General features: G+C 29.6%; 16 protein-coding genes. 10 read left to right on the top strand and 6 right to left on the bottom strand.

Annotated features, from left to right (window positions below; translation table 11 throughout):
• Nucleotides 1-2 precede the first annotated feature (2 nt).
• The gene (locus ABXT63_RS06015; RefSeq protein ID WP_415320667.1) at nt 3-686 is read right to left on the bottom strand and encodes a DUF6134 family protein; all 684 of its coding nucleotides are present in this window, start codon (nt 684-686) and stop codon (nt 3-5) included.
• A 58-nt stretch (nt 687-744) separates the two neighbouring features.
• Here ABXT63_RS06015 and ABXT63_RS06010 point away from each other — a divergent pair, with 58 nt between their 5' ends.
• Nucleotides 745-1392: a YczE/YyaS/YitT family protein gene (locus ABXT63_RS06010; protein ID WP_415320666.1), complete on the top strand. Its 648-nt coding sequence runs from the start codon at nt 745-747 to the stop codon at nt 1390-1392.
• Here ABXT63_RS06010 and typA read toward each other — a convergent pair.
• On the bottom strand, nt 1389-3215 hold the full coding sequence (typA, locus tag ABXT63_RS06005; protein WP_415320665.1) for a translational GTPase TypA: 1827 nt from the start codon (nt 3213-3215) through the stop codon (nt 1389-1391). The two genes, ABXT63_RS06010 and typA, sit on opposite strands and share 4 nt — an antisense overlap.
• 195 nt (nt 3216-3410) lie before the next feature.
• On the opposite strand from typA, the gene ABXT63_RS06000 reads away from it, so the two are divergent.
• The gene (locus ABXT63_RS06000; RefSeq protein WP_415320664.1) at nt 3411-5252 is read left to right on the top strand and encodes a DEAD/DEAH box helicase; all 1842 of its coding nucleotides are present in this window, start codon (nt 3411-3413) and stop codon (nt 5250-5252) included.
• 227 nt (nt 5253-5479) lie between these two features.
• On the opposite strand, the gene groL is transcribed toward ABXT63_RS06000, so the two are convergent.
• Both groL and groES read right to left on the bottom strand, forming a co-directional pair.
• The gene (gene groL, locus ABXT63_RS05995) at nt 5480-7147 is read right to left on the bottom strand and encodes a chaperonin GroEL (protein ID WP_415320663.1); all 1668 of its coding nucleotides are present in this window, start codon (nt 7145-7147) and stop codon (nt 5480-5482) included.
• Nucleotides 7148-7170: 23 nt separating this feature from the next.
• Nucleotides 7171-7461, bottom strand: a complete 291-nt coding sequence (gene groES, locus ABXT63_RS05990) for a co-chaperone GroES (RefSeq protein ID WP_169036150.1) — start codon at nt 7459-7461, stop codon at nt 7171-7173.
• Between the two features lie 123 nt (nt 7462-7584).
• Here groES and ABXT63_RS05985 point away from each other — a divergent pair, with 123 nt between their 5' ends.
• Genes ABXT63_RS05985 through ABXT63_RS05955 form a run of 7 tightly spaced genes read left to right on the top strand, consistent with a single transcriptional unit; the run spans nt 7585 to nt 14027 of the window.
• A complete protein-coding gene (locus ABXT63_RS05985) occupies nt 7585-8403 on the top strand; it encodes a TIGR01459 family HAD-type hydrolase (RefSeq protein WP_415320662.1) in 819 nt (272 codons plus the stop codon).
• Nucleotides 8404-8407: 4 nt separating this feature from the next.
• Nucleotides 8408-9325: a bifunctional riboflavin kinase/FAD synthetase gene (locus ABXT63_RS05980; RefSeq protein WP_415320661.1), complete on the top strand. Its 918-nt coding sequence runs from the start codon at nt 8408-8410 to the stop codon at nt 9323-9325.
• A 1-nt stretch (nt 9326) separates the two neighbouring features.
• Entirely contained in the window at nt 9327-12044 is a 2718-nt protein-coding gene (ileS, locus tag ABXT63_RS05975; protein ID WP_415320660.1) for an isoleucine--tRNA ligase, read from the top strand.
• Nucleotides 12045-12054: 10 nt separating this feature from the next.
• A complete protein-coding gene (gene lspA / locus ABXT63_RS05970) occupies nt 12055-12555 on the top strand; it encodes a signal peptidase II (protein ID WP_415321966.1) in 501 nt (166 codons plus the stop codon).
• On the top strand, nt 12539-12871 hold the full coding sequence (locus ABXT63_RS05965; protein ID WP_415320659.1) for a DUF3035 domain-containing protein: 333 nt from the start codon (nt 12539-12541) through the stop codon (nt 12869-12871). Before lspA ends, ABXT63_RS05965 begins: the two co-directional genes overlap by 17 nt.
• Nucleotides 12871-13191 (top strand): hypothetical protein, encoded by a 321-nt coding sequence (locus tag ABXT63_RS05960; protein ID WP_415320658.1) that lies wholly within the window; start codon nt 12871-12873, stop codon nt 13189-13191. Before ABXT63_RS05965 ends, ABXT63_RS05960 begins: the two co-directional genes overlap by 1 nt.
• Before the next feature lie 2 nt (nt 13192-13193).
• On the top strand, nt 13194-14027 hold the full coding sequence (locus tag ABXT63_RS05955) for a glucose-6-phosphate isomerase (protein ID WP_415321964.1): 834 nt from the start codon (nt 13194-13196) through the stop codon (nt 14025-14027).
• On the opposite strand, the gene rsmD is transcribed toward ABXT63_RS05955, so the two are convergent.
• On the bottom strand, nt 14024-14587 hold the full coding sequence (gene rsmD / locus ABXT63_RS05950; protein ID WP_415320657.1) for a 16S rRNA (guanine(966)-N(2))-methyltransferase RsmD: 564 nt from the start codon (nt 14585-14587) through the stop codon (nt 14024-14026). The two genes, ABXT63_RS05955 and rsmD, sit on opposite strands and share 4 nt — an antisense overlap.
• Nucleotides 14584-15849 (bottom strand): phosphoribosylamine--glycine ligase, encoded by a 1266-nt coding sequence (gene purD / locus ABXT63_RS05945; RefSeq protein ID WP_415320656.1) that lies wholly within the window; start codon nt 15847-15849, stop codon nt 14584-14586. The genes rsmD and purD overlap by 4 nt, the downstream gene beginning before the upstream one ends.
• Before the next feature lie 21 nt (nt 15850-15870).
• On the opposite strand from purD, the gene ABXT63_RS05940 reads away from it, so the two are divergent.
• On the top strand, nt 15871-16056 hold the full coding sequence (locus ABXT63_RS05940) for a DUF2093 domain-containing protein (RefSeq protein ID WP_415320655.1): 186 nt from the start codon (nt 15871-15873) through the stop codon (nt 16054-16056).
• Nucleotides 16057-16066: the final 10 nt, after the last annotated feature.

The following is a 16066-nucleotide window of genomic DNA, read 5'->3' as shown; positions in this document are numbered from 1 at the left end:
TTTTATTCAAAACTTTTCAATCTATATTCCCACTCACCCATTCTTGAATATTTTACTTTAATAATCAGACCTGTGTTTTTATCGAACCATATGTCAAAATTTAACTTTTTATTATCAGGAAGGCTTTGATTTTTGGATTTAAGTTTAAAGTGCTCAGTTTCATAACTTTTTCCATAAAGCTCAATTTTTTCTTTTGCAATAAATGTTATAACTTGTTCTTTAATACTGCCTGAGACAGGACTAATTTGACTTTCAGCCTGTAGTATTTTGTGATTCCACCAGTTTCCTATAATATTATCTTCACTCGCCTCACCTGAATATGAAGAACCCTGAATTATGAACTTATTATTTTCTTTATTTATTTCAAGATTTACAAATTTTTCTTTTTTATTTTGTTTAGTCTTAGAATAAAAAGAGATTAGTTTATTATTTTTATATTTTTCTTCACCATAGCCCTCAATATCAAATATAGTAGTACCTAATAATTTTACAGTAATTTTGGTTTGATTGGTTACTTGTACTTCACCATTTTTAGTTTTAAAAAAATAATAATTATATCCAATCAATTCATTGTTTCTAAAAATTTCCATCTCAATTTTCTTAAAATTTTTATAATGAGAAATATGAGCATTTGAATTTGTTGAAACCAAAAAAAATAAGATAATATTTATAAAAATTTTTTTCATAATAAAAATAAGGATAATAGACTTTCTTTTCTTGTTAAAGTGTATAATTATTTAAATTATGTTTTTGTCTATAAAAAATGTTCCTAAAGTTTCATGGAGCTCAGATAAACCTTTTAATTTGAAACCAAAAATTTCAACATCTCTTTTTCTGTGTTTTGGTTTAATTTTATTTGGATTAGGTGAGGGATTGTTAATTGTTTCAACAGCAGGAGCTTCCCCATGGAGTGTTCTTGCACAAGGGATTCATTTAAACATTAATATTTCTGTTGGAATAATAACTATACTTATCAGTATAGTTGTCTTACTTTTTTGGCTTCCATTAAATCAAAAACCTGGAATTGGAACAATTCTAAATGCTTTAATTATTGGTCTGATGATAGATTTCTGCATTAAGTTTGTACCAACACCAGAAAATTATATTTCTCAATTATTGCTAGCCATCATGGCTGTACTTATAGTTGGATTAGGTGGCGGCATATACTTGGTTGCTAATTTAGGACCCGGACCAAGAGATGGACTAATGATAGGACTACAGAAAAAAACAAACTTACCAATAGCAGCTGTCAGAGCTTTTTTAGAAATTACTGTAATGTCTATAGGTTGGTATCTAGGTGGAACAGTTGGAATAGGAACTCTATTCTTTGCTTTTGGAATTGGCCCAGCTGTTGCTTTAGGATTATTTATTGTTGGAAAATCTTTTAATTAAAGAGGTGTTCCAGATTTTTCGTTCTTTTTTCTATCAGTAGGATTAAGTATAGCTTTTCTCAATCTAAGAGATTTAGGGGTAATTTCTAATGCTTCATCAGTATTTAGCATACTTAATTGTTCTGCAATTGACATTTGTCTAACTGGAGTAAGTACAACGTTTTCATCTGTACCTTGTGTTCTCATGTTCGTTAATTGCTTACCCTTCATAACATTAATGATCATGTCACCAGGTTTTGGTGCTAATCCAACAATCATTCCTTCATAAACAGGATCATTGTGAGTAACAAACATTTCACCTCTTGCCTGTAAGTTAAATATTGCAAATGCAACAGCTTTTCCACTAGCCATTGAAATTAAAGCACCATTTTTTCTTCCATCCATTTCGCCTTCAAATTTTCCATAACTATGAAATATTCTATTAATTACACCAGTACCTTTTGTTAAAGTTAAAAATCTACTTGTGTAACCCATTAAGCCTCTAGTTGGTGCATGAAAGATTAGTCTCTTTTTGTCTTTTCCAGTATCTTTAAGATCAAGTAATTTACCTTTTCTTCTGTTCATCGAATCAATAATTTTTGATGAAAACTCCTCATCTAAATCAACTGTAATTTCTTCAATGGGCTCCATTCTGTTTCCATTTTCATCTTTTTGATACAAAACTTTTGGAGGGCTAACTGTCATCTCAAAACCTTCACGTCTCATTTGTGTCAATAAAATTTCAAGCATTAACTCACCTCGTCCACTAATAACAAAAGCATCTACGTTAGCATTTTGAGAAAAAGAAATTCCAACATTATTTTGTGCTTCTGTAACCAACCGGTCTCTAATTTGAGTACTTGTTAGTTTTTTACCCTCTGTTCCAGCAAGGGGAGAACTATTAACGCTTATAGTAATAGACATAGTAGGTGGGTCTATGGGTGTTGCATAGATTGGTTCAGTCACTTCTAGATCACAAATAGTATCAGCCACGTTAGCTTTTTCTAAACCCGCAATGACAACAATATCTCCTGCTTCACCAACTTCGATAGGTACTTTTTTTGTTCCTTCGTATCTAAAAATTTTAGTTAATCTACCTTCGTCAACTTTTTCACCCTTAAGATTTATTGCTTTGATGGGTTGATTAGCTTTTGCTGTACCTTGAGATATTTTTCCAACCAAACTTCTTCCTAAAAAACTATCTGCATATAACAGAGTGGATAACATTGCGAAAGGTTTTGTTTTATCGAGGTCGTCAGGGTTAACATGTTCTAAAATTAAATCTAATAATGGATGAAGATTTTCTCTTGGTCCATCAACCTCTTTGCTTGCCCATCCAGATCTTCCACTAGCATATAAAACTGGGAAGTCCAACTGTTCTTCGTTTGCATCTAAACTTACAAATAAATCAAATGTTTCATCTAATACTTCATCGGCCCTTTGATCTGCTTTATCTAATTTATTAATTATAACGATTGGCTTTAATCCTTGTTTAAGAGCTTTTGCTAAAACAAATTTTGTTTGAGGCATTACACCTTCAGCAGAATCTATAAGCAATAATGCTCCATCTGCCATACTTAATACACGCTCAACTTCTGCAGCAAAATCTCTGTGACCAGGTGTATCAATAATATTAATTCTTGAATCCTTCCAATTGATTGAAGCGGGTTTAGCTAAAATAGTAATTCCTCTTTCTTTTTCTAATTCGCCAGAATCCATCAATCTTTCATCAACAACTTCATTTTCTCTAAATGAACCACTCTGTTTCATAAGAGTATCAATCATTGTAGTTTTACCGTGGTCGACATGGGCAATAATTGTGATGTTTCGAATATTGTTATTCATAATTTCAGGCTCTTATACATCAATTGAGTCATTTGAAAACTTAAAAAAAATCATTATTTCCTTGTTAAAACAACTTTAATAAAAAATTCGCTTCTTGTGATTATTAAAAAAACGTATAGATATCGCTATATAAATTAGACGTATTAAAGGATTAAGAGCATATCTCCTTAAGTTTTAAAAAATCTAAATACCCAAATGGAAAACTTTAAATTATTAAAAATAGAAGATTCGTTAAAAAATTCATTGGAAAAAATGAAGTTTACGAAGCCAACACCAATTCAAGCTATGGCAATACCAGTTGCTTTAGAGGGAAAAGACATTTTAGGGACAGCACAAACAGGAACTGGAAAGACATTGGCTTTTAGTGTTCCTCTAATTAATAAATTGATATTAGATAAAAATGCATTTGCGTTAGTTATGTGTCCAACTAGAGAGCTTGCAACTCAAGTAATGGCTGCAATCAAAAGCATTATAAGTGATAAAATTAATATTAAAACTGCCTTACTTATTGGTGGAGAGGCAATGCAAAAACAACTTAGACAACTGGGTAACAGATCTAGAATAATTGTTGGAACACCAGGAAGAATTAATGATCACTTAAAAAGAAAAAGTTTAAATTTATCGGCTACTAAATATTTGGTATTAGACGAAACTGATAGAATGCTAGATATGGGTTTTACTCCACAAATAGAATTAATTTTAAAATTTGTTCCAAAAGATCATCAAACTTTATTATTTTCAGCAACATTACCACAAAACATTGTTAGAATTTCAGAAAGATATTTAAATAAACCTCAAAGGATTTCAACAGGATCAACGTCAGTTCCTATTGCTAAAATTAAACAGGAAACTCTTCAAGTTTTTAAAGAAAATAAATATGATGAATTGGTAGATCAATTTATATCTAGAAAAGGATCAATATTAGTTTTTGTTAAAACTAAAAGAGGTGCTGATAAAATGGTTAAACGCCTTAAAGAAGAGGGTCATTCAGCCGATGCTATTCATGGAGATCTTCGTCAGAGCAAAAGAGATCGTGTAATTACTTCATTCAGAAAAGGTCTTAAGAGAATATTAATTGCAACGGATGTTGCTGCAAGAGGATTGGATATTCCTTTAATTCAACATGTAATTAATTATGATTTACCACAAGTTCCAGAAGACTATGTTCACAGAATTGGAAGAACCGCTAGAGCAGGAACAGAAGGTTCTGCTTTAACTTTTTTAACTCCTGATGATAGATCAATGTGGAACGAAATTAGCAAATTAATTGATCCAAACTTTAAACCTGCACCACGTGGAGCAAGAAGAGATTCAAGAGGGGGCAAAAAAGGAAAAGCTCCATATAACAAAAAAAGAAAATTCAGAGATGAAAAAAAATCTAGCTACGGCAGATCTAGTTCATTATCAAGAGATGGAGAGAAAAAAAGTTTTGGTTACAAAGGAAAATCTAGTTTTGGTGATAAATCAAAACCATCTAGTTATGCCAGATCTAGTTCATCATCAAGAGATGGAGAGAAAAAAAGTTTTGGTTACAAAGGAAAATCTAGTTTTGGTGATAAATCAAAACCATCTAGTTATGCCAGATCTAGTTCATCATCAAGAGATGGAGAGAAAAAAAGTTTTGGTTACAAAGGAAAATCTAGTTTTGGTGATAAATCAAAACCATCTAGTTATGCCAGATCTAGTTCATCATCAAGAGATGGAGAGAAAAAAAGTTTTGGTTACAAAGGAAAATCTAGTTTTGGTGATAAATCAAAACCATCTAGTTATGCCAGATCTAGTTCATCATCAAGAGATGGAGAGAAAAAAAGTTTTGGTTACAAAAGAAAATCTAGTTTTATTAAAAAAAATGACTCGAAACCAACAGGTTTTACAAATAATCCTAAATACTTTGGGAAAAAAAAATCTGAAAGTTCATCAATTAGTGGAGAGAAAAAAAGTTTCAGTTTTGATGGAAAGAAGAAATTTAAAAGTAGAAGTGATAGACCTAAAAGTTTTACCTTCAAAAAACATAGTCAAAAAAGAGCTAAAGTCTAAGACTTTTTAGATTTTTCTTTTTTATTTTTTCTTTTTTCTTTCAGGCTTAATTTAGGTTTTTTAGCAGTGCTAAAGTCTTTAAATGATTTTCCACTGTATCTTTTTGACATATCTTAATCCTATAACATCCTAATAAAAAAACCCCCTTAAACTTTCATTAATTATACAGACAAAAAAAAAGGGCAGTAAAGACTGCCCTTTTAAAATTTTATTTAGAAAGCGTGGGATTACATACCCATTCCACCCATGCCACCCATGCCGCCCATGCCACCAGGCATTCCACCAGGCATTCCACCAGCACCACCAGAATCTTTGTCATCTGGTTTGTCAGCAATCATGGCTTCAGTAGTTACAAGCAATCCAGCAATCGAAGCAGCATCTTGTAAAGCTGTTCTTACAACTTTAACAGGGTCGATGATACCTTTTGCAAACATATCAACGTACTCTTCATTCTGAGCATCGTAACCTTGGTTCTTTTTATTTTGTTCAAGTAGTTTTCCAACTACAACCGAACCATCAACTCCAGCATTTAAAGTTATTTGTCTAATAGGAGCTTGTAAAGCTTTAGCCACTAACGTAACTCCAGCTTTTTGATCATCTCCTTTAACTTTAAGTGTAGTTAGACTTTGTGAAGCGTATAAAAGAGCACATCCACCACCAACTACTATTCCTTCTTCCGCAGCAGCTCTAGTTGCGTTAAGAGCATCTTCAACTCTATCTTTTCTTTCTTTAACTTCTACTTCAGTTGCACCTCCAACCTTAATTACAGCGACTCCACCAGCAAGTTTTGCCAGTCTTTCTTGAAGTTTTTCTCTATCATAATCAGAAGTTGTTTCACCAGCTTGTTGCTTGATTTGAGTACATCTAGCTTCAATCTCAGATTTTTTACCATTTCCGCTAATAATAGTACTGTTATCTTTGTCAACCTTAATTCTCTTACAAGAACCAAGATCTGTAAGCTTAACATTTTCAAGCTTAACACCTATGTCTTCAGAAATAACCTGACCACCTGTTAAGATTGCAATATCATCAAGCATTGCTTTTCTTCTATCGCCAAAGCCTGGAGCTTTAACTGCGACAACTTTTAAACCACCTCTAAGTTTATTTACTACAAGAGTTGCAAGAGCTTCACCCTCAACATCCTCAGAAATAATCATTAGTGGTCTACCAGCTTGCACAACAGCTTCTAAAAGTGGAACCATTGGTTGTAAGTTAGTTAATTTTTTTTCATGTAATAAAATGAAAGGATTTTCTAATTCAGTAGTCATCTTATCAGCGTTAGTAATAAAGTATGGTGATAGATACCCTCTATCAAACTGCATACCTTCAACAACGTCTAATTCTGTTTCTACTCCTTTTGCTTCCTCAACAGTAATAACACCTTCGTTACCAACTTTTTGCATTGCTTTTGCAATCATGTTACCAATTTCTTTATCACCATTAGCTGAAATAGTTCCAACTTGAGAAATTTCATCAGTATCTTTTACTTTTTTTGCTGAAGCTACCAAGTTAGCTTTAACATGATCTACTGCTGCATCTATCCCTCTTTTAACATCCATAGGGTTCATACCTGCTGTAACATATTTTACACCCTCTTTAACAATAGCTTGAGCTAAAATAGTTGCAGTAGTTGTTCCGTCACCAGCCTCTTCGTTTGTTTTGCTAGCAACCTCTTTAACCATTTGAGCACCCATGTTTTCAAATTTATCTTCAAGATCAATTTCCTTAGCAACAGTAACACCATCTTTAGTAATTCTTGGTGCACCATAAGATTTATCGATAACAACATTTCTACCTTTTGGTCCAAGAGTAACTTTTACTGTGTTAGCAAGGATATCAACACCTCTTATCATTGCCGCTCTTGCTTCAGAGTCGAATTTTACAACTTTTGCCATTTTATTTTCTCCTTTAATTTAAATTATTTACCTGAAATACCCATAATGTCAGACTCTTTCATTATGCTGTATTCTTTGCTGTCTATTTTGATTTCAGTTCCTGACCATTTGCCAAAAAGAACTTTATCTCCAACTTTCACATCCATTGGAATTAACTTTCCATCTTCAGTTTTTGCACCACCACCAACAGCGATAACTTTACCTTCTTGAGGTTTTTCTTGTGCTGTATCAGGTATAATTATTCCTCCAGCAGTTTTTTCACTACTGTCTAAAACTTGTATTAAAACTCTATCGTGTAACGGTTTAAATTTCATAAATTCTCCTTTTAATATGCAACTCATATAGCTATTAGCCTCACTATTTCAAGGTTAAGTAAAAAAAATATGTAGGTCAAAAAACGAGAGAAATTGTGTTTTTTATAAGTTATACCTCCCACAATGAGTGAAAATTTAGATAATAATGGATTAAGTTCAATTGTTGAGAATTACGACATTTTTTATATAGACTTATGGGGAGTTATTCACAATGGAATAAACCTTCATAAAAATGCGATACAGACATTAGAAGAAATTACTAAAACAAAAAAACAATACGTTCTCTTAACCAATGCCCCAAGACCCAATAAAACTGTAAAGTCATTTTTAGAAAAAATAGGAATGAATAAAGAGATTTGGGAAAAAGTATATTCATCAGGAGAAGCCGCACTGAGATACTTAAAAAAAAATTTATTAGATGATAAATTTTATCATTTAGGACCTACTAGAGATTTTGATTTATTTTTAGATTTTAAAAAAAATAAGACTGAAGACATCAAAGAAAGCTCTTATTTGTTGTGTACAGGTTTATTTGAAGAACAGGGTGAAGACTTAAATTATTATAAAAAATTATTTAAAGAACATATTAACAAGAAAATGATATGCACCAATCCAGATTTGATTGTTGATAGGGGTGATAAAAGAGAATTGTGTGCAGGATCAGTAGCATTAGTTTTTGAAAAAATGGGAGGAGAAGTGATATATTTTGGAAAACCATTCCCTGAAGTTTATAATCAGTCAATTGATAATAAAGGGAAAAAAGTTTTGGTGATTGGTGATAATTTAAATACAGATATAAAAGGAGCAAATCTTTTAAATTATGACTCATTATTAATATTAAATGGTGTTCATAAAGACGAAATTAAAAAAGAAGGAATAGATATAGTTTTAAAAAAATATGAAGTTGTTGTAAATTTTATTCAAACAGAACTTAAATGGTAAAATCATGAAATTATATAAAAATTTTAATATTTCTAAAAATCATAAAAGATCAATAATTTTGATTGGAAATTTTGATGGTGTTCATGTGGGCCATCAAAGATTATTTAAATTAGCAAACAGTTATAAAAAAAAATTTAATCTAAATATTGGTGTTTTAACATTTGAACCAATGCCTAAAATGTTTTTTAATAAGAATATAAAAAACTTCAGAATTTCAAATATTAATCAAAAAAATATAATTCTAAAAAGCTTAGGAGTTGATTTTGTAATTACCTCAAAATTTGATAAAAAATTTTCTAAGATTAAATCTAACTTTTTTATTAAAAAAATTTTATCTGAAAAATTAAAGGCAAAATATATATTTGTTAGTAATAATTTTAAATTTGGCAATAAAAGAGAGGGTGATGTTAATCAATTAATTAAAAATGAAAAAATTTATGATTATAAAATAGTAAAACCTAAACCATTAATATTAAGTCAAAAAATTATTTCGTCTACATACATCAGGGCTCTTTTGGAAAAAGGTGATTTAAAAAAAACCAATAAATTATTAAACAGAAATTGGTCAATCGAAGGAATAGTTCAAAGGGGAAGACAAGAAGGAAAAAAGATCGGTTTCCCTACCTGCAATATAGATATTAAGGATTATGTTATTGGTATGCCAGGAGTGTACGCGGTCACAGTAAAACAAAAAAACTCTAAAAAACCTTTAAAAGCTATTGCAAACCTTGGGTATAGACCAACTTTTAATCAAAAAAAAATCTTATTAGAGGTTCATATTTTTAATTTTTCTGGAAATCTTTATAATAAGTATTTATCAATTGAATTCATAAAATTTATAAGAAAAGAAAAAAAATTCAAAAACGTTAATCAATTAAGAAAACAAATTCAAAGTGATCTAAAAGTTGCTAAAAGAAGTTAATATGAGCAAAGAAAATATAAATTTACCCAAAACAGCTTTCTCTATGAAGGCTAATTTGCAGAATAAAGAGCCTGAAATTCTAGATTATTGGAAAAAAATTGACATTTATAAAGAGTTAAGAAGATCTAAAAAGGGTAAGGAAAAATTTATACTCCACGATGGCCCTCCATACGCCAATGGCAACATTCATATGGGCACTGCGCTAAATAAAATTTTAAAAGATATAATTGTTAAATTTCATCAAATGGACGGAAAAGACTCGGTGTATGTTCCAGGATGGGATTGCCATGGATTACCTATCGAATGGAAAATTGAAGAACAATATAAAAAAAATAAAAAAAATAAAAATGAAGTTCCAATTACTGAATTTAGAAAAGAATGTAGAGACTTTGCAAAAAAATGGATTGAAGTTCACAAAACACAGTTTAAAAGATTGGGTGTTATAGGCGATTGGGATAATCACTATGCTACCATGAGCTTTGATGCGGAAGCACAAATCGTAAGAGAGTTGGGTAAGTTTTTAAAAGAAGGAAGTCTTTATAGAGGATTTAAACCTGTTCTCTGGTCTACAGTTGAAAAAACTGCCTTAGCAGATGCTGAAGTAGAATATCATGATCATAAGTCAGATACCATCTACGCTGCTTTCCCTGTTAAAAAAACAAATTTAAAAGAGCTAGAAGGTACAGAGGTCGTGATATGGACAACTACGCCTTGGACAATACCAGCAAACAAAGCTTTGGCTTACAATGAAGCTTTAGATTATTTAGTGATTCAGTTAAATGATGATGGAGATTTTAAAGGAAAAAAAATAGTGATTGCTGAAGCATTGTTAGATTCTGTAATTAAGGACTGTGATATTAAAAGTTATAAAGAAATTAAAAAATTTAAAGGAAAAGATTTTAAAGACACAGTTTGTAATCATCCATTTTTAGATCTTGGTTATAACTATGAAATTCCAATGCTCGAAGCAAGGTTTGTTACAACCGAACAAGGAACGGGTATTGTTCACTGTGCCCCTAGTCATGGTCCTGATGATTTCAACCTTTGTTTAAAGTATGGTATTAAAGCAATTGAAACAGTTGATGGTGATGGTAAGTATACTAAAAATCTTCCATTATTTGAAGGAACTCACATTTTTAAAGCAAACCCAATTGTTATTGAAAAACTAAAAGCACAAAAAAAACTACTATCTAATGGAGAACTGATTCACTCGTACCCACATTCATGGAGATCAAAAGCCCCACTTGTTCATAGAGCAACACCACAGTGGTTTATTTCCATGGAAAGTCATGGCCTAAGAAAAAAAGCATTAAAAGCTCTTGATGAAACCACATTTTATCCAGATAAAGGGAGAGAGAGAATAAAGGCAATGATTGAAACAAGGCCAGACTGGTGTGTTTCAAGACAAAGAGTTTGGGGTGTTCCTTTACCAATATTTGTTCATAAAACTACTAAAGAAATTTTAGCAGATGATGAAGTTAATGAAAACATAGCAAATATTTATGAAAAAGAGGGCTCAGACTGTTGGTTTTCTGATGATCCACAAAGATTTTTAGGAGACAAATATAAAGCAGAAGATTATGAAAAAATAAGTGACATAGTTGAGGTATGGTTTGATAGTGGTTGCACCCATGCATTTGTTCTAGAAAAAAGAGAAGATCTTCAATGGCCTGCATCAATGTATTTAGAGGGGTCTGATCAACATAGGGGTTGGTTTCACTCATCATTATTAGAATCATGTGGAACTAGAGGTAGGGCTCCCTATGAATCAATTTTATCACATGGGTTTGTAGTGGATGGCAAAGGCCTTAAAATGTCTAAATCTTTAGGAAACGTAATAGCACCAGAAGATATTTTAAAAAAATATGGTGCAGATATTTTAAGAATATGGGTTGCATCATCAAATTATGCAGAAGACTTAAGGATTGATTATTCAATTTTAGAGCAACATGCAGATTCTTATAGAAAAATTAGAAATACATTTAGATATTTGCTAGGAAATTTAAATGACAATTTTAAAAAAGTTGATATTAAAAATCTTGATGTTGAGCAATTACCAGAATTAGAGCAGTATATGTTACATAAGATTTATGAGTTAAACAAAAGTTATAATAATTATTTTAAAGTATACGATTTTCATAACCTTTATAAGGAGCTTTTAAATTTTTGCACAGTAGACTTATCAGCTTTTTATTTTGATATTAGAAAAGATACTTTATATTGTGATGCAAAAGACTCTGAAAAAAGAAAGAAATGCATTCAGGTATTAAATATTATTCTTGAGTCTTTAGTAAAATGGTTTGCACCCATACTTTCCTTTACTACAGAGGAAATTTTTATGTTAATAAAGAAAGACGAAAAAAGTATTCATTTGTTAGAATTTATGAATTATCCAGAATCATTTAAAAACTTAAAGCTAAATGAAAAATGGAAGGAGCTCAAAAAAATTAGAGAAATATGTAATATTAGCATTGAAGCAAAAAGAGCCAGCAAAGAAATTGGATCAAGTCTTGAGGCAGAGCTTACTATAAATCTTAATGATAAATTATTTAATGAATTAAATAATATAGATTTTGCAGAGATATGCATAACCTCTAGCGCTGAATTAAAAAAAACAGAATTAGGAGAAATAACTGTAATTGCAAATAAAGCTGAAGGAAGAAAATGCCCTATTTGCTGGAAGATTAATAAAAAAGGGTGTGAAAGACACCCTATTTAATTAAAGTCATATAGATAAAGTGAAATTTAATAAAATATTAATAGATTCTATAATTGTTTTAACTATTTTTTTGATAGATAGATTTTCTAAAATTTATATTATTAAGATGGCTGAGCTAGGGAATGTAGTTGACATTTATTTAACGCCTTTTTTAAATTTTTATTTAATTTGGAATAAAGGAATAGCATTTGGGCTATTTTCATTTAATGAAAAATTTATTTATAACATAATTACGTCATTAATTATAATTGTAAGCATTATCGTTTTAATGATGGCTGCAAAAAGTGAAGGATTTAAAAGAGTATCGTTACTATTTGTCCTTGGGGGAGCCATTGGCAACCTTTTTGATCGTGTATATTACTCAGCTGTGCCAGATTTTATCGATTTCCACATTAGAGACTTTCATTGGTTCATCTTTAACGTAGCGGATATGTTTATAACATTGGGAATAATATGCCTTATTTTAGGTGAAATATTTGTTAAGAATATAAAATATGAAAAAAATGACTAAAGCTATATTTTATCTCTTTGCTATTTTGATATCACTTAGTGGTTGTCAAAGTGTTAAAGATGGTTTGACAGGAAAAAAAAACACAAATTCAGATGAGTTTTTAGTACAAAAAAAAAATCCTTTAACTATGCCTCCTAAATTTGAAAAACTACCAGTACCAAAAAAAGCAAATGACATTAGTGAGAGCACAAAAACTGATAATGAAATAGAGGAAATTTTTACTAAAAATTCATCAACAACCAACACTGTAATCACAGGTGAAACATCTGATTCTTCATTAGAAAAGAATATATTAGAAAAAATTAAAAGTAATTGATGTTAACAAAGAATATCAACTTTAAAAATTTCAAATTTATAAAGAATAATAAAAAAATTAAAAAAGATTTAAATATTATTTTACAGGAGAAAAATTCGACAATAGAATCTTTAAGAGCAAGTTATAAAAATAGTTATAGCAAAAAAATAGTTAAAAAATATAAAAAACACTCTAGCTTAAAAATTATTGGTATGGGTGGATCAATTCTTGGTACAGAAGCAATTTATAATTTTTTAAATAAAAAAATTAAAAAAGAAATTTATTTTTACAATAATCTTCAAGCAAAATTAGATATTAAAAAAAAAAAAATAAACACCTAAATATAATAGTTTCAAAATCAGGAAATACGCTAGAGACAATTACTAATTCAAACATAATTATAAAAAATGATGATCAAAACATTTTTATTACAGAGAATAGAGAAAGTTATTTATATTTATTGGCAAAAAAATTAAAAGCAGAAATCATACATCACAATAATTATATAGGTGGAAGGTACTCTGTTCTTTCCGAAGTAGGAATGTTGCCAACTGAACTTATGGGTTTAAGTGCAATTAAATTTAAACAATTAAACAATCTGGTTAAGAATAAAAATTTTATAAATGCATTAACAACAAATGTGAATAATACTCTTATTCTTATAAAACAAAAAAAGTTTAATTCAATTATTCTTAATTATGATGATAGTTCTGAAAGTTTATTTAAATGGTATCAACAATTAATTGCTGAAAGTTTGGGTAAAAAGGGAAAAGGAATTTTGCCAATAGTATCATCAATGCCAAAAGACAATCATAGTGTAATGCAACTTTATCTTGATGGACCAAGAAATAACTTTTTTACTTTTTTTTCTGTCAAAGAAAAAGACCCTGTAAGCATCAATAAAAGAACAATACTTTCTTCTCACAAATATTTAAAAAATAAAGATTTAAATGAGATAATTTTTGCACAAAAATTAGCAACTGAAAAAGTTTTTTTAAATAAAAAAATTCCTTTTAGAAGTTTTGAAGTTCTTTATAAGGATGAAAAAACTTTGGGTGAATTGTTTTGTTTTTTTATTTTAGAAACTATTTTAATTGGAAGAGCCTTAAAAGTTAACCCATACGACCAACCATCAGTTGAACTAATTAAAAAAGAAACAAAAAAGATTTTAATCTAAAAAAAATTTCCAAAAATCACCCTCGATATACCGTAGGTTTTTTCTTCAATAATGTTAAGTTTATCAGGAAACTCCTCTTTTTCTTTTTTATGTCTGTGAATAATAATTATTCCATTTCGGTTTAATACTTTAGCCTCAAAAATATTCATTATTAGTTTTGATAAATTCTTTTCTTTATATGGTGGGTCTATAAAAATAATGTCAAACTTATTCATGAAAATGTTAAAGTTTAGTTGATTGAATATATCGTTTTCAATTATTAAAGTATTGTTCTGATAGTTTAATGTAGAAATATTTTTTCTTAAAATAGGCAGAACATTTTTATAATTTTCAACAAATTCAACATTTGTTGATCCTCTAGAAAGACATTCAAGTCCAAAGGACCCCACACCTGAAAATAGATCCAAAACTTTAGAACCTTCTAATTCTATATTAAACTTATTTGAATGAGCAATTATATTAAATATTGATTCTTTGGTTAAGTCTTTAAGTGGTCTAGTGTTAAAATCTTTAGGCTCAATGATTTTTTTGCCTTTAGATTTTCCAGATATTATTCTCATTCACTTATTGCTTTATAACCAATATCTTTTCTATAAAAACCACCATTCCAATTTAAAGATTTTAATGAATTCATTATTTGATGTCTTGCTGATAAAAAATCATTTGATAAACAAACAAAATTCAATACTCTTCCACCAATTGCGTAAGTTTGTTTATTCTCAATAATAGTTCCTGCGTGGAAACAATATTCATCATTTCCTAATATTAAATTATCTAAATCTTTTATTAATATCTTTTTTTTAATTTGATCTGGGTATCCTTTTGAACATAAAACAACACATATACTTTTTTTATTATACCAATTAATATCTGTTTCATGGAGTTTTTCATCACAACATGATAAAAAAATTTCTAATAAGTCAGAATTTAATTTTGGTAATATGGTTTGACACTCGGGATCACCCATCCGCACATTGTATTCTATTAAATAAGGTTCACCATCAACAATCATAAGTCCAGCGTATAAAAAACCTTTATAAATTGTTCCAATTTCTTTTAGACCCTTTATTGTTGGCTCAATTATTCTAGAAAGGATTTTTTTATCCAAGGCTTCATTGAATAGCCTTGAAGGTGAATAAGCTCCCATTCCACCCGTATTTTTTCCTGTATCACCTTCAGATACCCTTTTATGATCTTGAGCTGTACCAAACTTTTTTAATGTCTTACCGTCACTAATAATAAAGTAGCTCATTTCCTCACCTTTGAGAAATTCTTCAATAAGTAAGTTTTTAGCTTTCCCAAATTTACCTGCAAAAATTTCATTAATTGCATTTTTAGCTTCACTTATTTTATCACATATATAAACACCTTTTCCTGAGGCCAATCCATCAGCTTTTATAACAATAGGATATTTAGTTTTTTTTATAAATTGGATAGAACTATCTACATTTTCAAAAATACCAAATTTTGCTGTTGGGATATTATATTTTTTGCAAAGGTTTTTTGTAAAAATTTTAGATCCTTCTAGTTGGGATGCTATTTTATTGGGACCAAAGACTTTTATGTTATGACCTTCTAAAAAATCAACTATTCCATCTACTAATGGCTTTTCTGGTCCAACTATTATGAGGTCAATTTTATTTAATAATATAAAATCTTTTAATTCATCAAAGTCTTCTAAATTTAATACTATATTTTTTGAAATTTTTGCAGTTCCAGCATTTCCAGGAAAACAGTATATTTCCTCAATTTTTCTGATATCATTTAATGCAAGACAAATAGCATGCTCACGCCCGCCACTTCCTATTATTCCAACTTTCATATAATGATATATAAACTAAAAATGAATAAAAAATTAGCAAAAATAAAATATTTACCAAATAATTTTGAAATTATTGAAGGTGGTGACCACGTGATTTGTGCCATATCAGGCAAAATTATTAATTTAGAAACTCTTAATTATTGGAATGTTGAGTTACAAGAACCATACTACTCATATAAAGAAGCTGAAAAAAAAAGAATCCAATAAAGCTTGATAG

Source organism: Candidatus Pelagibacter sp. Uisw_092, assembly GCF_047729545.1.
Lineage (GTDB): Bacteria > Pseudomonadota > Alphaproteobacteria > Pelagibacterales > Pelagibacteraceae > Pelagibacter.
Note: the sequence above shows the minus strand (reverse complement) of the source record. Positions and strands in the feature narration are given on the sequence as shown.